The organism is Frigoribacterium sp. UYMn621 (genome assembly GCF_040549525.1).
Lineage (GTDB): Bacteria > Actinomycetota > Actinomycetes > Actinomycetales > Microbacteriaceae > Lacisediminihabitans.
The window spans coordinates 187,427-210,652 of sequence record NZ_JBEPTM010000003.1 but is presented as its reverse complement, the minus strand read 5'-3'; the positions used below and the strand labels follow the sequence as shown (position 1 = coordinate 210,652).

Genomic DNA, 23,226 nt, shown 5'->3' with positions numbered 1-23,226 from the left:
TCGGATTGGTGGGGCCCAGACTCATTCGGCTGGTGACCCCCCTGCCCCTTTCTGCGTAGGGTGGACACATGCAACCAGGCAACCAGTTCGGCGAATTCTTGCGCGCCCGGCGCGAACTACTCACCCCCGAAGACGTGGGGTTGCCGGCCACCGGCCGACGTCGCATCCAGGGCCTGCGCCGGGAAGAAGCGGCCCTCGTCTCCGGGCTGTCTCCCGAGGACTACCTCCGCCTGGAACAGGGTGTCGAACAGAACCCGACCGACGACGTGCTCGACGCCCTGACCAGGGCGCTCAAGCTCGACGACGACGCGGCCGCGAGCCTGCGCGACCTCGCTCGGCCCGCACCGGTGGAGCACGATGCGCTCCCGATCGCCCCGGACGAAGCGCCAGAGGGACTCGCCGGAGTCATCGACACCTGGCCACACCAGGTCGCCTGGATCGAGGGAAGGCTCACCGAGGTGCTCGCGGCGAACCCCCTCGCCCGCGCCCTCTCCCCCCGCTTCGCCCTCGGCACCAACCTCATGCGCGCGGTGTTCCTCGACCCGGACTCTCGCGAGCTGTACCCCCAGTGGGACCGGATGCTCGTGGCCACCGTCGCGCGGCTGCGTACGCTCATCGGTCCGGACATCGACGACCCGGCCCTCACCCAACTCGTGGGCGAACTCTCCGTTCGCAGCGCTGATTTCCGCGCGCTCTGGGGAGCGGCGGAGCTGCCCGCGGAGGTCGACTCGATCACCCGGATCACCCACCCGCAGGTCGGCGCCCTCGAACTCGAGACGGAACGTCTTGCCATCGCCACCCCCGGGGCATCCGACACGCGATCGCTGGTCATCCTGCACGCCCGCCCGGGTTCGGAATCGGAGACGGCCCTGCGCCGCCTCGCCGCGATAGCGTCCGGAACCTCGCCCGCGGAAGCCCAGCGCATCCTGCCCGCGCCCGTGCCGATCGAATCGAAGCGCCGCCTCCCGTGAGTCGGAACCCCACGGCGGGAGCGCCGGGCCGGACTCGCCTTGGCCGCCGCATGGTCCAGATCCTCCTCGCCATCCTGCTGGTCTTCGTGCTCGCGATCGTCGCCCTGGTCACCTGGGCGAACATCGTGATGCAGGGTGAACGCGGCCCGGCTCTCGCCGCCTGGCGCGACCCGCGGATCTCGATCACGTCGACCGACCATTCGGTGATCCTTACCCCGAAGAGCGGAGCGACGGGCACCGGACTGGTATTCATCCCCGGTGCGAAGGTCGATCCCTACGCCTACCTGTACAAGCTCTCCGGCATCGTGGAGCAGGGGGTGACCGTCGTGATCACCAAGCCGACCCTCAACCTCGCGTTCTTCGACCAGCGGCCCCTCGCCACCTTCACGGCCGATACCAGCGGGGTGACACGCTGGTTCGTCGGCGGCCACTCACTCGGTGGGGTTCGCGCCTGCATGCTCGCCGATTCGAGCAAGGCACCCGCGGTGGCGGGGCTCGTGCTCTTCGGCAGCTACTGCGCCAACGACCTCTCCCGAACCGATCTCACTGTGCTGAGCATCGGCGGGGAGCGGGACGGGCTGAGCACTCCGGCGAAGATAGCGGCAGGCAAGAGCCTGCTGCCGGCATCCGCGGTCTTCGTGGAGATCCCGGGCAGCAATCACGCGCGCTTCGGCGACTACGGCGTGCAGCCGGGTGACGGCAGCGCGACGATCTCGAGCGCTCGGGCCCGCTCGGAGATCACCGCGGCCCTGGCGGCGGTTCTCTCCCCCGGGTAGTCCGGTGCACGACCCGAGGACCGACTCAGGGACACACGCCGGGCCACGCCGGACACACGCGGAGGCACACGCGGAGGCCAAGGCGGGCGAGTCCGGTCTGTCCGTGCCGGCGTGCCGACCCGCAAAGACCGTACTCGCCCGGTCGTTCCGCTACTTGTCGCCGGTGAGCGCGTCCTTTACGTTCTCGCCGGCCTTCTTCACCGAGGCCTTCGCCTGGTCGGCCTTGCCTTCGGCCACGAGGCTGTCGTTGTCGGTGACCTTTCCGAGCGCTTCCTTCCCCTTGCCGAGACGGTCCTGCGCGGTGTTCTTGATGTCGTTGTCTGCACTCATTGGCGAACTCCATTTCTGGTTCGGTTTGCACTGGTTTTCACGACTGAGACGGGTACTGTGTGCAATTCGTCACGCTCCGGGGCGAAGCCTTTTTGAGACGGAACGGATGGCCGGTGATCGACCTCTCCACGGCCTCCGACCGCATCCTCGCCGAGCGGTCGGCCGATGGCGACACGAACGCCTTCTCCGTGCTGGTGAGGCGCCACGCCCCCTATCTGCGCGCCTTCGCCCACCGTCTCACCGGCTCTGCGGCGGATGCGGACGACGCCGTGCAGGAAGCCCTGATCTCTGCGTGGAAGCAGCTTCCCGCGTTGCAGGACCCGAGCAAGGTGCGGTCCTGGCTGACCAGCATCGTCAGCCGGAAGGCCACCGACCGTATCCGCAGCAGGCGGCCGACCGGCGAGCTGGATGACGAGCTCGTGGCCGAGCACGGTTCCGGCCCCGAACAGCGCGCGATCGAGACATCCCGATGGGAGGCGCTCACCCGCGTGCTCGACGAGCTGCCCGAAGGCCAGCGCCAGTGTTGGGTACTGAAGGAGGTGGGCGGCTACTCCTACGACGAGATCGCCGAACGGCTCGACCTCAGCGTGACCACGGTGCGCGGAAAGCTCGCGCGCGCCCGACAGACTGTAGTGAGAGAGATGGAGGTGTGGCGGTGACCGAAGCCTCTGCCAGCGACGACGTCGGTGGTTCCGGATTCTCGCTCGACGATCTCAGCGACTATCTCGACCGCGGGCGGGAGCCCGCCATTGCCGCGATCGACGGCAATGCCGAATGTCAGGCGATGCTCGCGAGCCTCGAACGTGTCGGGGCACTCTCCCGCGACCTGGTGGTGCGGGATGCCAGCGACAAACCCGGGATCGAGGAGAGCTGGTTGCAGGGAGTGCTCACCGCGATCTCGCGCGAAGTGCGGGCGGGGCGGGACATCCCGCTCAGCAGCTCCGAACCGAACACTCGTCTCAGCATTACCGAGGGCGCGGTGCACGAGCTCGTGAGAGCGGCAGGCGACTCCGTGGAGGGAGTACTCGTGGGGCGCTGCACCCTCGACGGCGATCTCGACGACCCGGATGCTGCGGTGCGCATTGCGCTGACGATCAGCGTCGTGCTCAGTGCGCCCATCGTCGTCCTGGCCGAGGCCGTTCGCGAGCGCGTCTATTCCGAGCTGCTGAAGCACACCGAGCTCACCATCGAGAGCGTCGATGTGACGGTGACCGACGCCCACACCCTGGAACGCCCCGTCGAGGAGGACGAAGCATGACCGACGAACTCGACTCCCTCGCCGCTCAGCTCGATGCCGTCGTGCGATCGGTTCCCACGGTCGCCGCGCTCTACGCCGCCGAGCCTGGTCTATTGCGCTCGGTCCGAGAGCTCACGGCCGGGGCAGACACCCCGCTCGCCATGGTCTCGGTGCGCCGGGCGCAGCAGGGTCTGGCGATCGTGGCGAGTGTCGCCGCATCCGGCCGACAGCAGGCCCCCGTGACCGCGCTCGCCGTGTCGACGGCGATCCGCTCCGCGCTCGCTCCCGGCGTCGAGGCGGAGATCCTGGTGCGGGTGAGCCGCATCGAGGGCTGAGGCAGCCCGTCAGCCGTCGTTGCGATTGTTGTGGCGGATGGCCCGAACGGCGATCTCCTCGGCGTCGATCGACGCGAGGATGGCCCGCACGGCCGGCTCCTGGTATCGCCCCTCGCGCCGGGCCGCGAGCACAGCCGATCGCTCGGCCTCGATCATCGCCAGTCGAAGGCGACCGAATACCGCCTGCGCGGGCTCCACGCCGTCGTCTACCGGATTGAGGAGGGATTCGCCGAGCAGCGTTGCATCGTTGCGAAGGCGTTCGACCACGGCCGCGTCATCGGCCTCCATCCTCTCCGCGTCGAGTCTGACGACCCCGGCTGCCCGGGCCTCCGCCATCAGCATCTGGGCCTCCACGAGCTCCTGGTCCGCATTCGGCGGGGGAAGCTTCAGCCGGCGGATGACCCACGGCAGCGCGAGTCCTTGCACCAGGGTGCCCACGACCACCGCAAAGGCGAGGAATTGGAGAAACGATTTCTGCGGGGTGGCATCGGGCAACAGGAATACAGCCGCGAGAGTCACCACCCCCCGCATGCCGGAGAATCCGATGGCGACCGTGGCTTTCGCACTCCAACTGCGCTCGCGGAAGCGCTTCGGACCGACACGGTAAAACCCGCTCACCGCGAGAATCCAGGCGAATCGCGCCGCAATCAGGAACACGAGCATCCCGACGCAGATGAGAACGACCTGGGCGATACCGAACCCGGAGTCGGCCACACCGCGCAGGATGCCTTTGAGGTTGAGGCCGATGAACAGGAACACGGAATTCTCGAGGAGGAACCTTATGGTGCGCCAATTCACGGAATCGGCGATGCGCGCCCGCGCCGATTGCACCACCGGCGCCTGGGTCCCGATGATGAGACCGGCGATCACCACGGCGAGCACCCCTGAGCCGTGAAGCAGTTGGGTGGGGATGAACGCCACGAAGGGTGTCACCAGCGACAGGCTCGTGTCGAGCACTGGCGCTTTCAGCGTCTTACGGATGGCGGAGAGACCGAATCCGGCCGCCAGGCCGAACCCTGCCCCCACGACGACGGCGAGCACGAAATCCGCCGCGACCGCCCAGGGGTTGAGGGTGCCGACAATGGCCGCCATGGCCGCGGAGAGGGCGACGAGAGCCGCAGCGTCGTTGAACAGGCTCTCACCCTCGAGCACGGTCACGACCCGTCGGGGCAGCCTGAGGCGACCGGAGATGGAGGTGATGGCCACCGCATCCGTCGGGGCGACGACCGCAGCGAACGCAAAACCCGTCGCGAGGGTGATCGCCGGCACGATCAACCAGGTGAAGAAGCCGACGACAACGACCGTGAACAGCACAAGGCCGACCGAGAGGGTGAGGATGCTGTCGCGCCGGGCTCGCACGTCCACCAGGGACGTGCGGATGGCCGCGGCGAACAGCAACGGCGGCAACAGCCCGTAGAGCACGAGCTCCGGCTGCACCTCGATCTTCGGCAGCCACGGCAGGAACGACGCGACCGCGCCGACGGCCACGAGCGTGACGGGTGCCGACCAGCCCACCCGCCGAGAGAGCCCCGTCACCGCGACGGTCACGAGCACGAACGACACGATCCAGATGATCGTCAAGACCGAGCCATCCATGCCGCATCCCTTCCCGTGTTGCTATCCGAGGGTAGAGGACGCGGGCAGACGACGAGAACCTATGGCGCCGACAGCCGCTCCCGCACCACCCGGCGCAGCACCTTCCCCACGATGTTGCGCGGCAACTCGTCGACGACCTCGATGCGCCTCGGCACCTTGTAGGCCGCCATCCGCTCCTTCAGGTGTTCGCGAATGGAGGGCACATCGAGGGTGACCCCGGGGCTGAGCACGACGGCGGCGACGACATCCTCTCCGCCCTGCGGAGTGCGGATGCCCACGACGGCGGCATCCAGGATGTCCGGATGCGAGATCAGGGCCTCCTCGACCTCGGTCGGGGCCACGTTGAATCCGCCCGTGATGATGAGCTCCTTGATGCGGTCGACGACGGTGACGAAACCGTCGGCGGAGACTGTGACGATGTCGCCGGTGCGCAGCCATCCGCCGGCGAGCAGCGTCTCGGCTGTCTCGGTCGGGCGGTTCCAGTAGCCGCTGAAGACCTGCGGTCCGCGCACGAGCAATTCGCCCTCGTCGTTCACCCCTCGATCGATCGAGGGGTCGTCGGGATCCACAACCCGGATGTCCGTGCTGGGGAACGGCACGCCCACCGTCCCGGGGCGCCGCGAAGGGCCCATCGGGTTGCCGACGACGATCGGGGATGACTCGGTCATGCCGTAGCCCTCGACCAACAGGCCCCCGGTGGCCCGCTCCCAGAGCTCCACGATGCGCGTGGGCAGGTTCATCGCTCCCGAGATCGCAAACCGGATGCCGCGAAGGCCCACGCCCCGGTCCGCGGCCGCGGCGACCAGTCGTTCGTAGATCGGCGGCACGGCGGGCAGGAAGGTGGCGGGGGTCTTGCGGAACGCATCCAGCACGAGCTGTTCATCGAATTTGGGGAACAGCACGAGCCGGGCCCCGATGCTCAGCGCAAAGCTGAGGCACAGGGTGAGACCGTAGGCGTGGAAAAGGGGGAGCACCCCGTAGACGACCTCGCGGCCGGCGCGCAGTCCGGGAATCCAGGCCTCCCCCTGCATGGCATTCGCCCGCAGGTTGCGGTGCGACAGGATGGCGCCCTTCGGCGTTCCCGTCGTGCCGCTGGTGTACTGCAGCACCGCGGTGTCCTCGAGAGCCGGGCCGGGGAAACGGCGGGGCAGCGGTCGGGATGACTCGAGGTCGTGCCAGTGAATCGAGCCGCGCACGCGGCGTCCGCTGGTTAGCGCGGCTCGCGCATCACGTGCCTTCTTCACCGGGAGCCGCAGGGCGACCCGGGTGCGCAGCGGCATCGCCCGCGTGACGTCGACCGAGACCACGGTCTCCAGTCCGAGGTCGTCGGGCATGTTGAGAAGCGTCGGCACCGTCTTGTCCCACGCGATCGCGACCCTCGCGCCGTGATCCTCGAACTGGTGTCGGAGCTCTCGCTCGGTGTAGAGCGGGTTGTGTTCGACGACGATCGCTCCGAGACGCAGTACCGCGTAGAAGGCGATCACGTGTTGGGGGCTGTTCGGCAGCACGAGTGCGACACGATCCCCCTTCACCACTCCCCGGGCGCGAAGCCCGTTCGCGAAGTGCGAGATCCGGTCACCGAGCTCGCCATAGGTCATGGTGGCGCCGAAGAACTGAAGGGCGACGTTCCGTCGGTATTTCCGCGCAGAGCCGGACAGCATCTGGCTCAGAGTCTCGGTGGGCTCCGCGATGTCGTGTGGCACGCGGAGCGCGTAGGAGTTGAGCCAGGGACGATCGGAGAATGGAGTCATGTGTGCCTCGGTGGTCGGACGGTGTTCAGGGGGAACTGTGTGCTCTGTCGTACTGGTTCGGAGCCACCGGCCGGGAGGAATGGTCGAGGGACTTCCAAGCTAGGAGGAGCAAGATCTCCCCATGCGCAATGATGTCACTCCCCTGACCCCCGGCCCCGGACAGGAGTCGGTGTGGGACTACCCCCGTCCGCCCCGGGTCGAAGCCACCACCGATCGCATCCGCATCCGTTTCGGCGGCGCGACGATCGTCGACACCACGGATGCCGTGAGAGTGCTCGAGACGAGCCATCCGCCGGTCTACTACCTGCCTCGCTCCGCGTTTCCCGCGGGCTCACTGGAGAAGGCGCCGGGGGCGAGCTTCTGCGAGTTCAAGGGGGCGGCGAAGTACGTGACCGTGCGTGGTGGTTCGGCGCGCGCCGAATCCGCCGGCTGGTATTACCCGACTCCGAGTCCGGGCTACGAGCTCCTGCTTGACCGGGTGGCGGTGTACCCCTCGGCGATGGACTCGTGCGAGGTCGCCGGAGAGACCGTGACGGCACAGGCCGGTGACTTCTACGGGGGCTGGATCACCTCGCGCGTGGTCGGCCCGTTCAAGGGAGAACCGGGCACGATGGGCTGGTAGGTCTCGACACGCTCGCTGGCGCTCGCTACTCGACCAGCAGCGGTCGGGACTAGACCGAGACTGTTGCAAGCACCTCGTCGAGCACGGCAGAAGCCTCTTCGTCGGTGGAGTTCTGAGCGAGAGCGAGCTCTGAGATCAGAATCTGGCGGGCCTTGAGCAGCATCCGCTTCTCACCGGCCGAGACGCCGTGGTCCTGGTCGCGACGCCACAGGTCACGAACGACCTCGCTGACGCGGTAGACGCTTCCGCTGCCCATCTTCTCGGTGTTGGCCTTGAACCGGCGAGACCAGTTGCCCGGCTCCTCCACCATGTCGCTGCGAAGCACATCGAAGACGGCCTCGACGCCGGCGCTGTCGATGACGTCGCGCACTCCGATGAGCTCGACGTTCTCGATCGGCAATTCGATGGTCAGGTCCGTGGCGTGCACGTTGAGAGTGATGTATTCCTTCGGCTCGCCCTTGATCGTGCGGGTCTTCACCGCTGTGATCGTGGCAGCGCCGTGGTGGGGGTAGACGACAGTCTCTCCGACTTGGAAAATCATGCGGTAATGCCTTCAATCCTTGATTCTGTATCGCAGGGGCCTATCGCTCGCGACGAGAGCGCGATGAGAGCGGATGGCTGCCTGGAGGGACATCGAGCGGTTCCACGTCCGAGACCATATACAGGATAACGCGTGTGGGCACCATTAAATTGCCACACCGCCGGTCGGAGGCCGATCTGGCCGGGCGTAGCCTTCGATCATGACTCGAATTCTGCCCGACATCGACGTGCCCGACCTCTCCGGACGACTCGCGATCGTCACCGGCGCGAACAGCGGCCTCGGCTTCGCTCTCACCTCCCGACTGGCCGCCGCGGGTGCCGAAGTGGTGCTCGCGGTGCGCAACTGGGCCAAGGGAGAAGAGGCGATCGCGCGCATTCGCGCGGACGTGCCGACGGCGCGACTGAGGATGCTGCCGCTCGACCTGTCCTCGCTCGACAACATCTCCACCTTCGCCGCCATGTTCACGGCGGAGGGCCGCGCCCTCGACCTGTTGATCAACAACGCGGGGGTGATGATGCCGCCGAAGCGCGGGACGACCGCAGACGGCTCCGAGCTGCAGTTCGGAAGCAACTATCTCGGCCATTTCGCCCTCACCGCGCACCTGCTGCCCCAGCTGCGCGCCGCGGGGAACGCCCGCGTCGTCTCTCTCAGCAGCATCCTCGCGCGCGCCGGGCGCTTCGACTGGGATGACCTGCAGGCCGAGAAACACTACAGCCCGCAGCGCTCCTACGGCCTGTCCAAGCTGTCGATGCTGGTCTTCGCCCGCGAACTGCAGCGTCGAAGCGATGCAGCCGGGTGGGGCATCCGCAGCCTGGCCGCGCATCCCGGATCGACCCTCACCAACCTCCAGGTGACGGGTCCTCAGTCCGGCGGCACGAGCGGCGGTGCGATGACCGCCTACCTGAAGCTGACCTCGGGGATCCCGTGGCTCTGGCAACAGGCGCCGCAGGGCGTCCTTCCGGCGCTGTATGCCGCGATCGCGAAGGATGCGGTGGGCGGAGCGTATTACGGTCCCGGTGGTTTCGCCGAGCTCACCGGCCCGCCGAAGCCCGCCGCCGTGCCGAAGCGCGCCCTGTCGGCCGCCGACGCCACCCGCCTGTGGACGGTGTCGGAGGAGCTCACCGGGGTGCCATTTCCGGGCTGATCTCGCGGTGAGGCGTCACAGACTGTCGGTTAAGGCCGAGAAGGGCGCCAGATGTGACGTCTCGCGCGCGAAGACGGCGGGATAGCGGGTCAGCCGCGCGCGGGATCCCTCTGCGCCGCCGCCCCGCCGGCTGTGGCACTGCCCTTCTGCGGCAGCAGCGTGTTCGCCTCCTCGAGCGACATCCCATTCGTCTCGGGGATGAAGCGGGAGACGAACAGGAACGACAGCAGCGCCATCGCGGCATAGAGCCCGTACGTGAGCACGAGGGAGAGGGCCGCGAGCGGCGGGAACGACACCGTCACGAGGAAGTTGGCGATCCACTGTGCCGCCGCGGCGACCCCGAGCGCCCGAGCCCGGATACGGGTGGGGAAGATCTCGCCGAGCAGCACCCACACCACGGGACCCCAGGATGCGCCGAAGCTCACCACGAAGACGTTGGCGGCGACGAGCGCGATCGGCCCCCACGCGCCCGGGAGCGAGGGCGCACCTTTCACGATGTCGGCCTGGCTGAAGGCCAGCGCCATGGTGCCGAGCGAGAGGGTCATGCCGGCGGATCCGAACAGCAGGATGGGGCGGCGACCCACCCGATCGACGAGGGCGATCGCGACGAAGGTCACCGCGATGTTGGTGACAGCCGTGATCACCGAGATCGTGAAGGAGTCCTTCTCCTGGAATCCGACCGACTTCCACAGCGTCGTCGAGTAGTAGAAGATCACGTTGATCCCCACGAATTGCTGGAAGATCGACAGGATGATGCCGATCCAGACGATCGGTTTGAGTCCGAAGCGATCCCCTCGGAGAGCTCCCTTCTTGGAACCCTCCTCATCGGTGTGGATCGCATCCCTCATGTCACGGATGGCCCGCTCCACATCGTCGTCGGGCCAGATCCGGGCGAAGATCGCGCGCACGTCGTCGTCGCGCTTCTTGAGCACGAGGAATCTCGGTGACTCGGGGAGGAAGAACGCGATCGCGCCGTAGACGACGGCCGGCACGACGCCGGCGAGGAACATCCACCGCCAGGCCTCCAGTCCGAGCCAGAACGTGGCGTCGGCCGCCCCGGCGGCGTTGGCGAACAGCGTGTCGGAGAGCAGCGCAGCGAAGATTCCGACGGTGATGGCGAGCTGTTGAAGGGAGCCGAGCCGACCGCGCAACTGGCGGGGCGAGATCTCCGCGATGTAGGCCGGTGCGATCACCGATGCGATGCCGATGCCGAGCCCGCCGACGAGGCGCCAGACAACGAGGTCCCAGACTCCGATCGACAGCCCACAGCCGATCGCGCTGGCGAGGAACAGGATCGCCCCGACGATCATCGCCGGGATGCGTCCGAAGCGGTCGGCGAGCCGACCGGCGAGGTAGGCGCCGACCGCGCATCCGAACAGGGCGCTCGCCACCGCGAAGCCGGTGAGGGATGCACTCAGCGAGAACTGCTTCTGCACGGCGTCGACCGCTCCGTTGACGACGGAGGAATCGAAACCGAAGAGGAAGCCACCGACCGCGCCGGCGATCGCGAGGGCGATGACCTTGAGGTTGGTGCCGGGGCTGGAGGGTTCTGACATCACTGGCTTTCGAAGAGAAAACGGGGAATGCCTGTCACCCTACGCTCGACTTTCACCACTAGTTCAGGGTGTGAACGAGATGCCAAGCGGGTGAGTGACGCGGTGTGGACGGCGGTGACAACCCATCTTTGACTGATCGTCGACCGCCGTTAAGCTGTGAGCCACCCGAGGCGGCAAGGCTGGGGTCATGATCGCAATCACGCTCATGTCCGGCCTCAGCACGACGAGGGGCCTCGATGCGCTCGGCTGATACCGCGCAATCTCCCGCCATCGCCTGGGTCGAGTCTCCGCTCCAGTTGGTCGCCGCTGCGGAGTGGGCAGAGACCCAACCGCACCGGATCGTCGTTGCCCTCCGCATCACGAGCCCGCAGATGCCTGCGACGGCCGCGGAGCTGCTCTCCCGGGGTGCCCGCTTCGCACAGTGCCTGCCCTACTTCGGCATCCCATGGCAGTTGCTGTCCCGCCACCGCTCCTGGGCGGTGGGTGACGCTTTCTCCGGCCAGTTCCGACTCGCCATCACCGCGCGCCCGCCGCACTCCCTCACCCTTCTCGACGACGGATCGCAGGCCGCAGAGATCGTCGACGCCCTCGTCGGCCGCACCAGCTTCGGCCGCCCGCACCACCGCGAGTCGGCCGCACTCACCACTCTCGGCATTCTGGCCCGAGACCGGATGCTCGCCCTCGCCGCGCGCGACAGCCTCGAGATCGCCACCGCCTTCGAGTTCGGGGCGGTGCGCACCGTGCTGCTGAGCGACCAGCGCATCCCCGTCACCTCGCACCGTTTCGACTGGGTGCGTCGCACCGCGCGGCCGATCGCCGTGCCCGGCAATCGCGTGCTGATGGGCAGTGCCCTGCCGACGGACGGCCGGATGCCCGTCGACCGCTACCTGCGCTGGGTGCGGTCGGAGGCCGCGGACTCCCCGCTCGTCTATCTGCCCCACCGGCGAGAGACTGCTGCGGTCCGTGAAGCGGTGGCCGCCATCGCCGGCGTGCGCATCTTCGACTCCGGCTTGCCCGTCGAGCTTGTGCTCGCCGGCGCGCAGGAGCCACTCGAGGTGATCACCCTTCCGACGAGCGCACGCACGACGCTCACTCACATTCTCGAGGGCACCGGCAGCAGTATCCGCACGCGCTCCCTGCGCCGCGAAGCGATCCGATGAGTGTGGCGACGGTGAGTCACGCCGAGTGGTTTCTCGTGGAGTCGGGCGGACTGTGTCGGTGGACGATCCGGCACCAGGTCACCGGTGAGCTGGCCGGCACCGTCACGCGCACCCCCGCCGGCTATGTGCTCACCGACGACCAGTCGCAGCGGATCGGCAGCTTCCCCACCCTCGAGCGGGCGCTCGACGGGCTCTACGACTTCGTCTGACCCAAACCCGCGAAGGCATCCGGCTCAGGATGCCTCCCGGCGGCGGGAACGTCCGAGGGTGGACTTCGCCAAAAATCTCAACGCATCCTCAACGGTGTCGAAGTGACCGGTGGGCCGGTCGAGCCAGTCCATCAGCTCGAAACCGTCACTCGTTCGCCAGACCTGTCCCGCGATCAGGAGAGTGCCGTGATGTTGCACATCCCAGCGCCCCTGGCCCGCCTCGACGAGGTCGAATGCCTCCGCGTAATTCATGTCCTGTGCTCCTTCTGACGTTAGAGCGCTCCCTCGATCACGCCACGGTAGGCGATGTGCGTTAACTCCGGTCGACCGCAGGGTTAAGACATCGCGCGGGTTCACCGACCGCGCGCATTGACGGGCCACGCTGCAGGGCGCACACTTGCGACATGCCCCCACTGTCAACGGAAGCCGCTGTCGGAAGAATCGTCGAACGCCTCGCGCTCCGTTTTCCGACCACCCGGCGGGAGCACATCGCGTCCACTGTCGCCGAGGAATACGCCGCGCTGTCGGGCAGCCCCATCACCACGTACATCCCGAATCTCGTCGAACACGGCGCGAGATCGCGCTTGCAGCACGAGGTTCACCCGCCACACCGCGATGCTCGTCCGCTCGTGTCGGCCGCCTGACAAAGTTTCCTGCGCGTGACGGCTCGTCGCGTCGGCACCGCGGCCCGCGTCGGTGACCTGCGAGCGAATATCAGCTGAACACCGCGGGTTGACGGCCCGGGCCTCCGGGCGCAACAATCGACCCATGGATCAGGTGCAGGAGGACCAGGGCATCGCCAAGGTCATCGACCGGCTGGCGGAGCGGTTCCCGACCCTCGGTCGCGCACGGGTCGAGCAGGTGGTCGCGGATACACGCTCATTGCTCGACGGCAATCCGATCCGGGACTACGTTCCGGTGCTCGTCGAACGCACCGCGAGAGACCAACTCCGCCGCATCGAGGCCGGCGATCCGTCCTTGGCGCTGGCCCGCTGATGCGTTCCCAGACCTTTCTTCCTGTCGGGGGAATACTGCAGACTGTGAGAATGCTCTCTTAGAGATCGCTCGGCTCACTGACCCGGGCCCCGCAGCATCCAGCTTCTCCCCTGCACCTCGCGGGAACCGCGGCCCACGCGCTCAGCCCTGCGCCGCCGGCCCCACCAACGATCAGTCTCTTCCGACGGGAATCACGATGACCAGCACCGTCTCCACCGAATCCACCGAATCCACCGCCCTTCACGGCGAACCAGCCGCCGCGATCGGCGCGCGCAATCGCCTCGTGATCTTCCTGCTGCTGATCTCCGTGTTCGTCATGATCCTCAATGAGACGATCATGGGCGTCGCGCTTCCCACGCTCACCAAGGACCTCGGCATCACCCCGAGCGCCGCGCAGTGGCTCACGGCGGCGTTCCTGCTCACGATGGCGGTCATCATCCCGATCACGGGTTTCCTGCTGCAGCGCTTCCACACCCGGCCGCTCTTCATCGCGGCCATGGGACTCTTCACGCTCGGCACACTGATCGCGGCGGTCGCCCCCGGTTTCGAAATCCTGCTCGTCGCCCGCATCGTTCAGGCGAGCGGAACCGCGATCATGTTCCCGCTGTTGATGACCACCGTGATGAACCTTGTTCCGGCGGCCACCCGCGGCCAGATGATGGGCAACATCTCGATCGTCATCTCTGTCGCGCCGGCCATCGGCCCGACGATCTCGGGTCTGATCCTCAGCGTGCTCGACTGGCGGTTCATGTTCATCCTCGTGCTGCCGATCGCGATCACCGCACTCATCGTCGGCGCGAGCCTCATCACCAATGTGACCGAACCGGCGGCCACCCGCATCGACCTGCTCTCGGTCGTGCTCTCCGCCCTGGGTTTCGGTGGTCTGGTCTTCGGCCTCAGCAACCTCGGCACCGCGACCACCCCACTGGCGACCTGGCTGCCGCTGGCGATCGGTGCCGTGGCCCTCGCCAGCTTCATCCTGCGCCAAGTGCGCCTCCAGCGCGGCGACCGTGCCCTGCTGGACCTTCGCACGTTCAAGACCCGCGATTTCACCTTCTCGATCGTGATGTTCGCGATCAGCATGATGGCGATGTTCGGCGCCATCGTGTTGTTGCCGTTCTATCTCGTCGGGGTACTGCACGTTCCGGTGATCACCGTCGGCCTGCTCTTGCTTCCGGGAGGGCTGATCATGGGCCTCCTCGCCCCCATCGTCGGTCGCATCTACGACCGCGTCGGCCCGACCGTGCTTCTCATCGTGGGCTCGAGCATCGTGAGTGCCGATCTCTGGGCGATGAGGATGCTCGACGAGAACAGTTCGTTCCTGTGGGTGCTCGCCGCCCATGTTGCCCTGAGCATCGGTCTCGCCCTGCTCTTCACTCCCCTGTTCACCGCGAGCCTCGGATCCCTCAAGCCGGAGCTGTACTCACACGGCAGCGCCATCGTCGGCACCGTGCAACAACTCGCCGGCGCGGCTGGAACCGCACTCTTCGTGACGGTGATGTCGGCGCAGGCGGCCACTCTCATGGCATCCGGAGCCTCCTCGGAGTCGGCGACGGCGGCCGGCATCCGCGTCGCCTTCACCTATGGCGCGATAATCTCGCTCTTCGCGATCCCCGCCGCTTTCTTCGTGCGCAAGCAGCGCACGGACGAAATCCCGGAGGCACCGGCGCAACTCGCCTCTCACTGATCGCCGCGGCACGAGATCGCCCTGTTCCTCGGATACAGTACTCACAGAACCTCGAGGAGAACACACACAGCATGGGCAGTTTGGTGTATGGGAATTCCACCATCGAGGTGGCTTTCGACGATCGAGCGCTCATGCACCTTCAGATCGTGATCACAAACAAGCTCCGGCGCAACGAGAGCTTCATCTTCACCTGGGTGAATGCTCCAGAGCTCGGAAGCGGACGCAGCACCATCTGGCTGGATCCGAGCAGCACCCTCTTCTACCGCTACTCCGGCAGCCGCATCCCGAGCATCAACCGCGAGTGGATCGAAGTGCTCATGCTCTCCGCCAACAGCGCGAGCGGCCTGTTCTTCACCCCGGAACCTCCGAGCGGGATGAGCTCATGACATCGACGATTCAGCCCGTCTCTCATTTTTCCCGACGGATCGCAAGGCCCTCCCGTAGCGCCGCGACCACGGCGCACACTGGAGAGTAATGATTTCCGCAAGCAACGCTCCCTGGAACGCGACACTCACCCAGCCGGAATACCTGCTGTCGCTGTATTTCCTGGTGATCGCGGGCCTCGCACTGTTCGCGGGATTCCTGCGCAGCTGGACGACACGCAATGAGGTGGGTTCGCGTTATCGCGGCGCCGTCGTAGCGCGCCTGAGTATCACCATCATCGCGAGCCTCACTTATGTGCTCATCGTCGTGGAGTTCCTGCGGGGCTATGACGCCACGGGCAACGGCTATCGACCCAATGCCGAGGCGATTCTGGCCTTCGCGCCGCGTTTCATGGACTGGTCGATCACCGTGCCCCTCCTCACCGTGGAGCTGCTCGCCGTCTGCACCCTGGTCGGCGTGGCGGCCCGGCGAACGCAGTGGCTGGCGGGGGCCGGTGCCTTCCTCATGATCTTCAGTGGATTTCTCGGCACCTTCATCTTCGGAGGCGGTGAGGACACCGCCCAACTCCTGCTGTGGGGTGTGATCAGCGGCGTGTTCTGGATCTTCACCACGATTGTTCTGCTTCGCACCGTGCGGGCCTCCGCACGAGAACTCACCCCGGAGGCGGCGCAACTGCTGCGCCAGGCCACCGCGCTACTGCTCGGAGGGTGGGCGGTCTATCCGCTGGTCTTCCTCATTCAGATCTTCGCCTTCGGCGGTGCCTGGACCACGACCATGCAGATCGCGCTGTGCGCCATCGATGTAGTGGTCAAGATCGGTTTCGGCGGCCTCATTCACCGAATCGCAAAGCTGCGCACCGCCGAAGATGTGCGATCGGGTGACGACGTGCACCCCGAATCCATCTGGATCTCATCGGTCAAACAGTCCGACGCGGGCGCGGCTCGGGAGGTCTACCTCGCCGACGAGGCGATCATCCATCCCCGTCGAAGCAGGCCACCGTTGAACACCGCGGTCGCCGCGGCAGCGGATCTGGAACTGCCAGACCTGGACGACTGAACCGGCGGTACCGCCGCCCCTTCGCCACTGTCACGAGGCCGACTCTAGAGTCTCCTCTTCGTTTCCGTCTCGGGAACGCTGAGCCTGTTGCAACCGAGGATGCTGGTGAACTTTTCGCATCTCGCCACAGAGAAAAGGGGCGGAGAAACTAGCCGATGAACGCCGCGATCTCCGCGGCGACGCGCCGCCCCTGTTCTCGGCCCGCCAGCGCCGAGACGGATGCCGTTGCGGGGTCGAGGGGATTGTTGCCGAATGCCACGAGCGATGCCTCATCCGCGCCGACGACGTGCACTCTCGCGGGCGCAAGCGCGGCCAGCTCGTGGGCCGGGATGGCCACGGGCACGTTCGCCTCGGCGAGAGGAGCGAGGATCAGCACCGGGTCCGAGCCTGCGGCGAGGTCGGAATTCGCGATCGTGCGCACTCCCCCGTCGGTGTAGCGCTGGGCGTCGATCTCGACGGTCGGCCAGATCCCGGGAACGGCGCAACTCGCGGAGACGGCGTCGATCAGGTCGACACCGGAATCCCGGTCGAAGACACGCAGTTCCCCCGTGTGGGCGTTCACCGCGGTCACCAGCAGGCGCCGTTCTGGCCAATCCTTCGCGATCAGACGCGCGCCGATGACCGCGCGGCGATCGCCGGCCGACACGGTAACGGCATCCAGGGCGAACCTGCCGACCCGACGACGTCCCTCCTCGGCGGAGGTGACCCCCTCGAGAAGACGCGCGAGGGTCTCCTGGAACTCCTGCACATCGAAAGAGGCGCCCACTTCCGCGCTGTGCTGCTCGAGCTGCTGCTCGAACAGCGTGCGAAGGGGTACGCCCCCGGCGACCTGCGAAGCCACGACCGAGCCCGCAGAGGTTCCAACGAAGGTGGAATCGGCGGCGAAGAGCCGCGCGGCAGCGGCGGGCTGCTGCTCCTCGATACCGAGGAGCACGCCCACCTCCCACGCGATTCCGGCGATGCCGCCACCGGCAAGAACGAGTGCTCCCACGGTCACGCCTTCGGCACGTAGTCGAAGGTGTCGGGGTCTGGCCCGGTGCGCTCGTTGCGATCGAGCTCGGTGATCGACTGGATGTCATCGTCCGACAGCTCGAAGTCGAAGAGCGCGAAGTTCTCCTCGACACGGGAGCGGGTCACCGACTTGGGGAAGACGATGTCGCCGCGCTGGATGTGCCAGCGAAGGGTGACCTGCGCGGGAGTCTTGCCGACCTTCTCGGCGATCGAGACGATGACCTCGTCATCGAGCACCTTGCCCTGGGCGATGGGTGACCAGGCCTCGGTCGCGATGCCGTGTGCCTCGCCGAAGGCGCGGAGGTCGTCCTGCACGAGGTAGGGGTGAACCTCGATCTGGTTGACGGCGGGCACGATGCTCGTCTCGTCGAACAGTCGTTGCAGGTGCGCCTGCTGGAAGTTGGAGACGCCGATCGCCTTGACGCGTCCCGACTCGTACATCTCCTGCATCGCCTTCCACGTTTCGACGAAGTCGCCGATCGTCGGCAGCGGCCAGTGGATGAGGAACAGGTCCAGGTAGTCGAAGCCGAGGGCGTCGAGGGTGCCGTCGAAAGCGGTGAGTGCGGCATCCCGCGCGTGGAATCCGTTGTTGAGCTTGCTGGTCACGAAGATCTCGGAGCGGTCGATGCCGGATGCCGCCACCGCTTCGCCGACCTGCTTCTCGTTGCCGTACATCTCGGCGGTGTCGATGTGGCGGTACCCGACCTCGAGGGCATCGAGGGTGGCCTGCTTCGCGTCATCCGGGGTGATCTGGTACGTGCCGAATCCGAGCTGCGGGATGGCTACCCCGTTGTTCAGGGTGATGGTGGGGACATGGGTCATTGTGTGTATCTCCTAGCTTTTCGTTGCATTTCCATTGGAGGCCAACATCGAGCGTGCGCCGAGTATGCCCAGCGATTACCCAGAAATCGAGCAATTCGCGCTCAGGCTGGAATCAGCTGCCGCTTTCGACATCGATGAGTACTTTGCCCACGACGTCGCCCTCCACCGCGGCGTGCGCGAGGCCGGTGTCGGCGAGCGAGAACCGGTGCAGCGGCAGCCCGGCATCATCCCCGATGGGAAGTGCGCCGTCGACGATGGCCGCGTTGATGTCCTCGGCGGCAGCATCCCGCACATCCTGCCCCTGCGTGTACAGCAACTGGAACTGGTAGCGCACGTTGAGTGTCATGAGCACCCGGATGTCCAGCACCAGTGGCTCACCGGTGCTCGCATAGACGGCGATCGAGCCACGATTGCGGATCACCCTGCCGTCGAGCTCTGCATTCGCGTCGGGGGCGACCTCGACGATCAGGTCTACTCCGTCCGGCGCGAGTCGGCGGATCTCGAGCGCGGCGTCCGATTCGCGGTAGTTCACCACGTGGTGGGCGCCAGCCGCGGCGGCGAGCGTCGCTTTGACCGGGGAGCTGATGGTCGTGAGGACGGTTGCCCCGGCCCAGCGGGCCAGTTGGATGGCGGCGTGCCCGACGGCTCCTGCTCCACCGGCGACCAGGACGGTCTTCCCGGAGAGCGCACCCGGTGAGAGCCGGGAGGGACCGTCCTCGGCAACGGTGAGAGCACGATGAGCGGTCATGGCGGGCACCCCGAGAGTGGCACCGACATCGAAGCTGGCGGCATCCGGAAGCGGGTAGACACGGTTCTCCGGCAGCACGCAGAACTCCTGCGCTGTTCCTCCGCTGGCGCTCTGGAAGGCCGCGATCGCCGTCCAGACCCTGTCCCCCACGGCGAACTTGTGCACGCCGGCACCCACAGCGTCGATGACCCCGGCGCCGTCCTGGTTCGGCACGACCTCCGCGAAGTCGAGCGCCTCCCCCGGCTTCGCCCCCCGGCGGGACTTCCAGTCCGTGGGGTTCACGCCGGAGACGACGACTCGAATCCGCACCTCCCCGGCTTCGGGTTCGGGGAGGGCCCGCTGCACGAGCCGAAGAACGGAGGGGGCGCCGGTTTCGCTATAGACGATTGCTTTCATGGTGGAACCAACGCTACGCGCCACCGACGACCTCGCGTCGCATCGACGCTTCCCGGTATCGCCACCGCTTGCCTCTGGCTGGGAGCTGAAGGATGGCTAGGAGCTGAAGAACCCGGAGAGGATCGGTGCGAGTACCGTCTGGTCGACCGCATGGTTCTGGCCATCGACGGTGAGACGCGTGCCGTGCCCGACCGCGGACGCGATGCCTATCGCCGCACGAGCGGCCCACTCCGGGCTGCTGCCACCATCCATCGCCAGCACGGGAGCCTCGACCGCGGCCAGTCGTCGCTCGGGAATCCGTCCGTCGCCCGTGAGCGCGATGTCGTGGGGAAGCGTGAGGGCGGTCGAGACCAAGCCGCCCCACCACGGCGCAGCCGTCATTCCGGCAACGGCACCGGCGGGCATTCCGGTGATCTGCAGGAAGGCACGAGCCGCCGCATCCCGATCCCCCGCGGCGATCGCCGCCGGGAATCCGAAGTCATCCCCCGGTTCCGGATGTTGCGGATCGAAGGAGTACGGCGGCTCGTAGACAGCGATGCTCGTCAGCGGCACGCCAGCGATCGCCGCCTCGAGGGCGATAATCGCCCCCGAGGAGTGACCGTAGACCCTGGCGGAACCACCCGCTGCCGCGACCACCGCGGCAAGATCCTCCACCTCCCGCGTGACGCTGTCAGTCTCGTCGACTGCCGAGCCGCTGTCCCCCCGACCGCGCCGGTCGTAGCTGTACACGGTGAATCGTTCGGACAGCAGGGTCACGAGCGGATACGGCGAAAGCCGCGTGTTGAATGCCCCGCCCACGACCACGAGGGCCGGCCCCGTGCCCACCCTGTCGAAGGCGATGGACGTGCCATCGGCGGATTCCGCGAACTCAGGCATTGACGCTCCCTCGGCTGTTTTCCGCTGCAACACTCGCAGTAGCGTCGACGTCGAGTCAAGCCTCTACTGGAGCGCGGGAGCCGGTCTGCCCAGCCAGGCAGTGCCCCGCACCCGCAGCCCGAGCGCCAGCGCCCGTGCCCCGATGTAGCCGAGGCCGAACACCGACCACACCGCAAGCGCACTGTGCTGCTGGCCGGCCAGCACGAGCAGCGGAAGGTACACGGCAAGGGTGAGGATTCCACTGAGCGCGAGATACCGCCCGTCCCCTGCCCCGATCAACACCCCGTCCAGCACGAAGACGAAGCCCGCGAGCGGCACTCCCGCGGCCATCACCAGGAGCACGGGCAACAGCGCCCGAAGCACAGCGTCATCGCTCGTGAAGACCCGTGGGAGCACCGGCGATACAGCGGCGATCACGGCTCCGATCAGCAGGCCGGAGATCACACCGAAGCGCACCAGGCGGGCGGTCACGAGCCTCACCCGGTCGACCCGGGCCGCTCCGAGGCCATGCCCGATCATCGCCTGCCCCGCGATCGCGAGCGAATCGAGCGCGAAGGCGAGCAGGGAGAACACCACGAGCGCCACCTGAAGGGTCGCGAGCGCTGTCACTCCGACCACGCTCGCCGCGAAAACCGTCGCGAGCATCGCCGCTCGCAGCGAAGCGGTGCGCAATAGCAGCCAGCCCCCGGATGCCGCGGCAACGGACAGTCCGGCAATCCCGGGCCTGAGCCGCGCTCCGATCGCCCTGGCGGCTCGCACCACCGAGACGGCGAAGAGCACCGCCATCCCCCACTGGGCCAGAACGGTACCCGCGGCCGAACCGGCGATGCCCCAGCCGAGTCCGTAGATGAAGAAGGAGTTGAGGATGGCGTTGGCCGCGAAACCGAGGGTCACGATCGCCAGCGGGGTGCGGGTGTCTTGAAGGCCGCGAAGCAGTCCGGTGGCGGCGAGCACGAACAGCATCGGGGGGAGTCCCCAGACCGAGATCTCGAGGTAGCGCAGTGCCGCGGCCGAGACATCCGGGGCGACACCGAAGGCCGAGATGACCGCGGGGGCGAAGACCAGCCCCGCCACGAGTAGCACGGAACCCACCGCGAGGGCGAGCCACGCGCCATCCACTCCCGCGCGCACCGCTGCCCGGCGGTCTCCGGCGCCGAGCAGTCGCGCGACCGCCGGGGTGGTCGCGTAGGCGAGGAAGACGAGAAGGCCGACAGCGGTCTGCAGCACGACGCTCGCGATGCCGAGGGCCGCGAGGGGCACTCTGCCGAGATGTCCGACGAGGGCGGTGTCCACGAGAAGGAAGAGGGGCTCAGCGACGAGCGCAGCAAGGGTGGGGAGAGCGAGGCGCAGGATCTCGCGGTCGAGCGGGGGGACTCTCACCCCGCCAGCCTAGGGGCGGTGGGAGAGGCGGAGATCAGCGCGAGCGCTCGATCTCCGCGACGATACCCGGGAGCACACGCGCCATGTACGGGCCCCAGAGGAACTTGATGATCGCGGCGAGCGGCAGGCCGTATCCCGCCTTCGAATGGAAGGTGTAGCGCCACCGGATGAGAGTGCCGTTGGGCGCCTCGGTGAAGGTCCATTCCGCGCGGGCGCTCTCCACCATCACACCGAAGATCTTCTGGAAGTCGGTGAGGTTGTAGGCGAAGAATTCGAGCCGATCCACGTTCGTCGTGTGCTCGATCACGCTTCCGCCGTCGGAGAGCATGAGCTGCCGTGTCTGACCGACACCATCCCAGTCGCCGGTCTGGTCGCGAACCTCGATCACGGCAGGCAGCAGGCCGGCCCGCGGGTAGAGGCCGACCGGCGTGTGCATCGTCGCGACATCCCACGAGTGATCGATGGTGGCTGTGGCGAGAAGTTCAGTGACGGCGGTGGCGCTTCGTCCGGACATTCAGTACCTCTTTCCTGATCGTGTCAGATGATTCCGAGCGAACAGCCTGCGGGCGTGTCTGGTGCGGGGAGACGCGGTTGCCACGCTACGGGACTAACACACGCTTGCCCAAGCAAATTTACGTGGAGGCGATAGCGTCGGGATGCCCCGGACTGCAAAGATGTGGAAACCCGCACGCAGTATCGCCTTTCGATGGAGCGTTTCCATGACTGACTCGAAATCTCGCCTGCCCGCTGGGCAAGCGACGGCACCCCGGCGAGTACCTGTCGGTGCAATACTCGGCGCGATCGCGAGCGTCGTCACCATCGCCGGGTTCGCGTTCTTCCTTGTCGATCGACTCAATGCGGCGACACCGACGTCGGCAACTCCGAGAGCAACAGGGACGAGCTCCGCCTCGAGCCCGACCACAACGCCGCCAACGACGGAGCCTCTGCTGTCCGTCCACACGGGATACCCGGTGGCGAAGGTGATCGAGGCAGCCGGGACCCCGATTGCCAAACGCGTGATCCCGGCTGCCCCCGAATGGAGCCAGCAACTCTTCGTTAGCGGAAGCTATGCCGCCACTGTCCTCGTCAGCCCAGACAACACGATCGCGCTGTTCTCGGTCCTGGTGTGCGATCCCTCTCTCGCCCCGAGCTTCACCACCCCGTCACAAACCCGGGTCACGCTGATGGCGAAGCCGATCTCCCGAGCGGAACAATCGACTTCCGGGGATGGGGCTCAGAACGACCGGCCATTGTTCTACCTCGACGGAGGCACTGGCGGCAGCCTCGGCCAGCTCATCGAGGTCTCGAGAGATCAGCCGCGAAGCGGAAACGGCAACCGCGGATACCTCATCGGCATCAATCGGGCGTGCGGCGACACCACTTTTCGAACCCCCGCAACCGCCGACAATGGCGAGTATCGGGGAAGCATCAGTGACGCACCGGCAGATCTTCGCGCGTTCCGGGAACGAACTCCCGCAAATTTCTATGCTGAAGTTAGTGGAGATTTCTCCATCAACGAAGACGGAACTGTGGACATTCGTCCCCCGGACAGCGGTAAAACGGTCAGCGGCGTGCTGGCGAGCCCCTTCATCCAGGATCTTCCCCAAGAGTTCCTGTCCAGCGCGAGCATTCCCTGAGATTT

The 23,226-nt window shown here is 66.9% G+C and carries 27 protein-coding genes; 15 read left to right on the top strand and 12 right to left on the bottom strand.

All coding sequences use genetic code 11. The features are described 5' to 3' along the window. Positions 1-68 precede the first annotated feature (68 nt). A complete protein-coding gene (locus ABIB54_RS07310) occupies positions 69-971 on the top strand; it encodes a helix-turn-helix transcriptional regulator (RefSeq protein WP_354574856.1) in 903 nt (300 codons plus the stop codon). A gap of 50 nt (positions 972-1,021) precedes the next feature. Further along, entirely contained in the window at positions 1,022-1,747 is a 726-nt protein-coding gene (locus ABIB54_RS07305; protein WP_354574855.1) for an alpha/beta hydrolase, read from the top strand. 150 nt (positions 1,748-1,897) lie between these two features. On the opposite strand, the gene ABIB54_RS07300 is transcribed toward ABIB54_RS07305, so the two are convergent. Then, positions 1,898-2,077 (bottom strand): CsbD family protein, encoded by a 180-nt coding sequence (locus ABIB54_RS07300; protein WP_354574854.1) that lies wholly within the window; start codon positions 2,075-2,077, stop codon positions 1,898-1,900. A gap of 113 nt (positions 2,078-2,190) precedes the next feature. On the opposite strand from ABIB54_RS07300, the gene ABIB54_RS07295 reads away from it, so the two are divergent. From ABIB54_RS07295 to ABIB54_RS07285, 3 genes are read left to right on the top strand one after another with little or no spacing between them, the layout of a single operon-like run. After that, a complete protein-coding gene (locus tag ABIB54_RS07295; protein ID WP_354574853.1) occupies positions 2,191-2,736 on the top strand; it encodes an RNA polymerase sigma factor in 546 nt (181 codons plus the stop codon). Then, a complete protein-coding gene (locus tag ABIB54_RS07290) occupies positions 2,733-3,335 on the top strand; it encodes an Asp23/Gls24 family envelope stress response protein (RefSeq protein ID WP_354574852.1) in 603 nt (200 codons plus the stop codon). The genes ABIB54_RS07295 and ABIB54_RS07290 overlap by 4 nt, the downstream gene beginning before the upstream one ends. Beyond that, on the top strand, positions 3,332-3,649 hold the full coding sequence (locus tag ABIB54_RS07285; RefSeq protein ID WP_354574851.1) for a hypothetical protein: 318 nt from the start codon (positions 3,332-3,334) through the stop codon (positions 3,647-3,649). Before ABIB54_RS07290 ends, ABIB54_RS07285 begins: the two co-directional genes overlap by 4 nt. A 9-nt stretch (positions 3,650-3,658) precedes the next feature. Here ABIB54_RS07285 and ABIB54_RS07280 read toward each other — a convergent pair whose 3' ends face one another. Continuing rightward, positions 3,659-5,245: a cation:proton antiporter gene (locus tag ABIB54_RS07280; RefSeq protein ID WP_354574850.1), complete on the bottom strand. Its 1,587-nt coding sequence runs from the start codon at positions 5,243-5,245 to the stop codon at positions 3,659-3,661. A 59-nt stretch (positions 5,246-5,304) separates the two neighbouring features. Beyond that, the gene (locus tag ABIB54_RS07275) at positions 5,305-6,996 is read right to left on the bottom strand and encodes a long-chain-fatty-acid--CoA ligase (RefSeq protein WP_354574849.1); all 1,692 of its coding nucleotides are present in this window, start codon (positions 6,994-6,996) and stop codon (positions 5,305-5,307) included. A 121-nt stretch (positions 6,997-7,117) separates the two neighbouring features. Between ABIB54_RS07275 and ABIB54_RS07270 the strand changes: the two genes are divergently transcribed. Then, positions 7,118-7,618 (top strand): DUF427 domain-containing protein, encoded by a 501-nt coding sequence (locus ABIB54_RS07270; protein WP_354574848.1) that lies wholly within the window; start codon positions 7,118-7,120, stop codon positions 7,616-7,618. 49 nt (positions 7,619-7,667) lie between these two features. On the opposite strand, the gene ABIB54_RS07265 is transcribed toward ABIB54_RS07270, so the two are convergent. Then, positions 7,668-8,159 (bottom strand): CarD family transcriptional regulator, encoded by a 492-nt coding sequence (locus ABIB54_RS07265; protein WP_185201090.1) that lies wholly within the window; start codon positions 8,157-8,159, stop codon positions 7,668-7,670. A gap of 199 nt (positions 8,160-8,358) precedes the next feature. On the opposite strand from ABIB54_RS07265, the gene ABIB54_RS07260 reads away from it, so the two are divergent. Beyond that, positions 8,359-9,303 carry an SDR family oxidoreductase gene (locus ABIB54_RS07260; protein ID WP_354574847.1) on the top strand — a complete coding sequence of 315 codons (945 nt, stop codon included), beginning with the start codon at positions 8,359-8,361 and terminating at the stop codon, positions 9,301-9,303. 89 nt (positions 9,304-9,392) lie between these two features. Here the strand turns inward: ABIB54_RS07260 and ABIB54_RS07255 are convergent, their stop codons facing one another. Then, on the bottom strand, positions 9,393-10,859 hold the full coding sequence (locus ABIB54_RS07255) for a sugar porter family MFS transporter (RefSeq protein ID WP_354574846.1): 1,467 nt from the start codon (positions 10,857-10,859) through the stop codon (positions 9,393-9,395). Between the two features lie 236 nt (positions 10,860-11,095). On the opposite strand from ABIB54_RS07255, the gene ABIB54_RS07250 reads away from it, so the two are divergent. Both ABIB54_RS07250 and ABIB54_RS07245 read left to right on the top strand, forming a co-directional pair. Continuing rightward, positions 11,096-12,019, top strand: coding sequence for a hypothetical protein (locus ABIB54_RS07250; protein WP_354574845.1), 924 nt, complete (start codon positions 11,096-11,098; stop codon positions 12,017-12,019). Next, complete coding sequence (locus ABIB54_RS07245) at positions 12,016-12,228, top strand: hypothetical protein (protein ID WP_354574844.1); 213 nt, start codon at positions 12,016-12,018, stop codon at positions 12,226-12,228. Before ABIB54_RS07250 ends, ABIB54_RS07245 begins: the two co-directional genes overlap by 4 nt. A gap of 24 nt (positions 12,229-12,252) precedes the next feature. Here the strand turns inward: ABIB54_RS07245 and ABIB54_RS07240 are convergent, their stop codons facing one another. Further along, a complete protein-coding gene (locus ABIB54_RS07240; protein WP_354574843.1) occupies positions 12,253-12,480 on the bottom strand; it encodes a hypothetical protein in 228 nt (75 codons plus the stop codon). Positions 12,481-12,632: 152 nt separating this feature from the next. Between ABIB54_RS07240 and ABIB54_RS07235 the strand changes: the two genes are divergently transcribed. The 5 genes from ABIB54_RS07235 to ABIB54_RS07215 all read left to right on the top strand — a co-directional run bounded on the left by ABIB54_RS07235 (position 12,633) and on the right by ABIB54_RS07215 (position 16,351). Continuing rightward, positions 12,633-12,872: a three-helix bundle dimerization domain-containing protein gene (locus ABIB54_RS07235; protein ID WP_354574842.1), complete on the top strand. Its 240-nt coding sequence runs from the start codon at positions 12,633-12,635 to the stop codon at positions 12,870-12,872. A 124-nt stretch (positions 12,873-12,996) separates the two neighbouring features. After that, positions 12,997-13,224, top strand: coding sequence for a three-helix bundle dimerization domain-containing protein (locus ABIB54_RS07230; protein ID WP_354574841.1), 228 nt, complete (start codon positions 12,997-12,999; stop codon positions 13,222-13,224). 196 nt (positions 13,225-13,420) lie between these two features. Further along, positions 13,421-14,911 (top strand): DHA2 family efflux MFS transporter permease subunit, encoded by a 1,491-nt coding sequence (locus ABIB54_RS07225; RefSeq protein WP_354574840.1) that lies wholly within the window; start codon positions 13,421-13,423, stop codon positions 14,909-14,911. 71 nt (positions 14,912-14,982) lie between these two features. After that, the gene (locus ABIB54_RS07220) at positions 14,983-15,297 is read left to right on the top strand and encodes a DUF7882 family protein (RefSeq protein WP_354574839.1); all 315 of its coding nucleotides are present in this window, start codon (positions 14,983-14,985) and stop codon (positions 15,295-15,297) included. An 88-nt stretch (positions 15,298-15,385) separates the two neighbouring features. Further along, the gene (locus tag ABIB54_RS07215; RefSeq protein WP_354574838.1) at positions 15,386-16,351 is read left to right on the top strand and encodes a bacteriorhodopsin; all 966 of its coding nucleotides are present in this window, start codon (positions 15,386-15,388) and stop codon (positions 16,349-16,351) included. Between the two features lie 148 nt (positions 16,352-16,499). Here ABIB54_RS07215 and ABIB54_RS07210 read toward each other — a convergent pair whose 3' ends face one another. The 6 genes from ABIB54_RS07210 to ABIB54_RS07185 form a co-directional block, all read right to left on the bottom strand. Then, the gene (locus ABIB54_RS07210; protein ID WP_354574837.1) at positions 16,500-17,342 is read right to left on the bottom strand and encodes a patatin-like phospholipase family protein; all 843 of its coding nucleotides are present in this window, start codon (positions 17,340-17,342) and stop codon (positions 16,500-16,502) included. Positions 17,343-17,344: 2 nt separating this feature from the next. Further along, the gene (locus ABIB54_RS07205; protein ID WP_354574836.1) at positions 17,345-18,184 is read right to left on the bottom strand and encodes an aldo/keto reductase; all 840 of its coding nucleotides are present in this window, start codon (positions 18,182-18,184) and stop codon (positions 17,345-17,347) included. Between the two features lie 112 nt (positions 18,185-18,296). After that, complete coding sequence (locus ABIB54_RS07200; RefSeq protein WP_354574835.1) at positions 18,297-19,328, bottom strand: NADPH:quinone reductase; 1,032 nt, start codon at positions 19,326-19,328, stop codon at positions 18,297-18,299. 96 nt (positions 19,329-19,424) lie between these two features. Next, positions 19,425-20,204 (bottom strand): alpha/beta fold hydrolase, encoded by a 780-nt coding sequence (locus tag ABIB54_RS07195; RefSeq protein WP_354574834.1) that lies wholly within the window; start codon positions 20,202-20,204, stop codon positions 19,425-19,427. 63 nt (positions 20,205-20,267) lie between these two features. Beyond that, on the bottom strand, positions 20,268-21,584 hold the full coding sequence (locus ABIB54_RS07190; RefSeq protein ID WP_354574833.1) for an MATE family efflux transporter: 1,317 nt from the start codon (positions 21,582-21,584) through the stop codon (positions 20,268-20,270). 34 nt (positions 21,585-21,618) lie between these two features. After that, positions 21,619-22,098, bottom strand: a complete 480-nt coding sequence (locus ABIB54_RS07185) for an SRPBCC family protein (protein WP_354574832.1) — start codon at positions 22,096-22,098, stop codon at positions 21,619-21,621. A 205-nt stretch (positions 22,099-22,303) separates the two neighbouring features. Here ABIB54_RS07185 and ABIB54_RS07180 point away from each other — a divergent pair, with 205 nt between their 5' ends. Beyond that, on the top strand, positions 22,304-23,221 hold the full coding sequence (locus ABIB54_RS07180; RefSeq protein WP_354574831.1) for a hypothetical protein: 918 nt from the start codon (positions 22,304-22,306) through the stop codon (positions 23,219-23,221). The last annotated feature ends 5 nt before the right edge of the window (positions 23,222-23,226 follow it).